This window comes from Burkholderia sp. Cy-637 (assembly GCF_011753175.1).
GTDB classification, from domain to species: domain Bacteria; phylum Pseudomonadota; class Gammaproteobacteria; order Burkholderiales; family Burkholderiaceae; genus Burkholderia; species Burkholderia gladioli.
Window position 1 is genome coordinate 1 of the sequence record NZ_VWWC01000333.1, and the last position, 2,777, is coordinate 2,777.

2 protein-coding genes and 1 pseudogene are annotated in these 2,777 nt (G+C 72.2%); 1 reads left to right on the forward strand and 2 read right to left on the reverse strand.

Annotated elements, in window-relative coordinates; all coding sequences use genetic code 11:
• Positions 1-158: 158 nt before the first annotated feature.
• Together F3J10_RS35155 and F3J10_RS35160 are read right to left on the reverse strand one after the other, a co-directional pair.
• On the reverse strand, positions 159-998 hold the full coding sequence (locus tag F3J10_RS35155) for a class II aldolase/adducin family protein (protein WP_036055636.1): 840 nt from the start codon (positions 996-998) through the stop codon (positions 159-161).
• A 193-nt stretch (positions 999-1,191) separates the two neighbouring features.
• Positions 1,192-2,277 carry an LLM class flavin-dependent oxidoreductase gene (locus F3J10_RS35160; protein WP_167244006.1) on the reverse strand — a complete coding sequence of 362 codons (1,086 nt, stop codon included), beginning with the start codon at positions 2,275-2,277 and terminating at the stop codon, positions 1,192-1,194.
• Positions 2,278-2,537: 260 nt separating this feature from the next.
• Between F3J10_RS35160 and F3J10_RS35165 the strand changes: the two are divergent.
• Positions 2,538-2,777: pseudogene (locus F3J10_RS35165) on the forward strand (acyl-CoA dehydrogenase); the annotation flags it as partial.

Genomic DNA, 2,777 nt, shown 5'->3' on the forward strand with positions numbered 1-2,777 from the left:
CGCCGGCCGTGCGCAGCGCGCGCCGGCGGCCCGGGCGCGCGGCCTCGGGCGATGCGGTATCGAGCGGACGAGACATATCGGATTCCTCAACGTAGCGAGCAGTGGCGTGAAGGTGGCGGGGCCGGTGCATGGCCGGCCCCTGGAACTTGGAACGGCGCTCAGTCGAGCAGCTCGGGTTCCTGCTCGACCAGCCCCGCGTAGAGGCTTTCGAAGGCCTGCAGCGCGCCGTCGGGCTTGCCGATCTGGCCATGCGTGTGGCGCGCGGTGGCCGCGTCGATCGGCTGGGTGGTGCCGGCCGCTTCGGCGAGCAGGGCGGTATGCGCGACGTTGTCGAGCGCGATGTACCACCAGGCCGCCGCCTCGACCGTCGGGCCGCCGGTCAGGATGCCGTGGTTCTTCAGGATCACGCCCTTGTGCGTGCCGCCCTCGGGCTTGGCCAGCGCCTGCGCGATGCGATCGCCCTCGCTGGTGTCGACCACCATGCCGGTGAAGTCGTCGAACAGCGCGTGGTCCTCGTAGAACACGCAGGCGTCCTGGGTCAGCGGCGCCAGCGGGCGGCCCAGCGTCGACCAGGCCTTGCCGTAGGTCGAGTGCGTGTGGGCGGCGGCCACCAGCTCGGGATGGGCCTCGTGGATCGCCGCGTGGATCGCGAAGGCGGCCTTGTTGAGCGGGCGCTCGCCGATCACGGTCTCGCCGCGGCCGTTCACGAGCAGCAGGTCCGAGACCTTGATGCGCGAGAAATGCACGCCGAGCGGATTGACCCAGAAATGGTCGGGCAGCTCGGGATCGCGCGCGGTGATGTGCCCGGCCAGGCCCAGCGCGAAACCGTGCCGCGCGAACAGGCGGAACGCGCCGGCCAGGCGCTCCTGGCGATGGCGGCGCTCGGCCGCGATGCTCGTGCGCGGCGCCGGCGGATCGAACCAGAATTTCTGCTGTGGTCGCGGATTGATCGCGAGACCGGAGGGCGTGCGGGACTGCAGCGGCAGGACGGTGGACATGATCGGCTCTTCGGTAGTGGGGGCAGAGGGGCGGCTAGCGGCCCGGCGGCTGGCGCCCGGGCCGCGGTCCGTCACGGCAGTCGCGGCGGCGGGGGCGTCCTGGCCTGGTTTCGGCGAGGCTGCCCGTGCCGTTCGCGCTGCCTGCTTGCTTGCGCTGTCGTCGCGCCTGCGGATCGAATCGATGCTGACGCGTTCAGGCCGCGGCGCGGTTTGCCTGGCGCGCCGCCACCAGCTCGCGCACGCGCGGGATCAGCTCGCGGCCGTAGTCGGTCGCGTCCTCGAGCGGATCGAAGCCGCGGATCAGGAAGGTGGTGACGCCGATGTCGTAGTAGTCGGCCAGCGCGTCGGCCACCTGCTCGGGCGTGCCGACCAGCGCGGTCGAGTTCGAGCGGCCGCCGCTCAGTTGGGCGATCTCGGTCCACAGCCGCTTGTCGACGCGCGAGCCGCGCTCGGCGGCGGCCAGCAGGCGCCGCGCGCCCTCGCTCTGCTGCGGGCTGCCCACGCCGAGCCCGGCCGCCTCGCGCAGCCGGCGCGTTTCGGCCAGGATGCGCCGAGCGCGATCCCAGGCGGCGTCCTCGGTGGCGGCCAGGATCGGCCGGAACGATACCGAGAAGCGGATCTGCCGGCCTTGCGCGGCCGCGGCGGCGCGCACGCGGCCGGTCAGCTCGCGCACCTGGTCGAGCGATTCGCCCCACAGCGCGTAGATGTCGGCGTGCTTCGCGGCCACCTCCAGCGCCGCCGCCGAGGCGCCGCCGAAGTAGATCGGCACGTGCGGGCGCTGCGCCGGCTTCACCTCGGAGAAGCCCTGGCGGAAGCGGTAATAGGTGCCCTCGTGGTCGAACGGCCGGTCCTCGGTCCAGATCCGGCGCAGGATGCCGAGGTATTCGTCGGTGCGCGCGTAGCGCTGGTCGTGATCGAGGAAATCGCCGTCGCGCTGCTGCTCGCTGTCCGAGCCGCCCGAGATGAAGTGCACGCCGAGCCGCCCGCCGCTGAACTGGTCGAGCGTGGCGATCTGGCGCGCGGCCAGGGTCGGCTCGGTGAAGCCGGGCCGGTGCGCCAGCATGAAGTTCACGCGCTCGGTGACGGCCGCCGCGTAGGAGATGGTCAGCGTCGCCGAGGGACCGGTCGAGTGATGCGGCACCAGGATCCGGTCGAAGCCGGCCTGCTCGTGGGCCTGGGCGAAGGCGCGCACATAGTCGCGATCGACCACGGGGCCCGCGGGCGGGTGGATCTCGGACTGCTTCTGGCTCTGGATCATGCCGATGAATTCGACGCTCATCGCGGGGCTCCGGGTGCGGGCGGCCCGGCGCGGGCCGGGCGGAAAGGGAAAGAGGGCGGGGCCGGTGGCGGCCAGGGAGCCAGGCACCGGAACATGCCGGCCAGATTAGCCGCGGGATCATGCAAGATGGAAATAATTATTTGCGCAAAGAATATCTTTTTTGCATGGTTTGGCGGGCGCCGCCGAGCCCTTAGGCTGGTGGCCGATCCCTTTGCCGGCGGGCTGCCGCCGGCGTTCCGAACCCGAGGAATGGCAATTCGATGGCTACCCTGCTGAGCGACCCGGTCGAGACCGCGGCCGGCTTCCCCGCTCCTGCCGACGAGGCCGCGCTCGATGCGCTGCTGGCCTCGCTCGCGCCCGCGCTGGCCGAGGGCGCGGCGCGTCACGACCTGGACGGCAGCTTCGCGCACGAGCACTTCGCGCTGTTGCACCGGCATGGCCTGGTCGCCCAGGTGGTGCCGCGCGCGGCGGGCGGCGGCGGTGCCTCGCTGGCCCGCGCG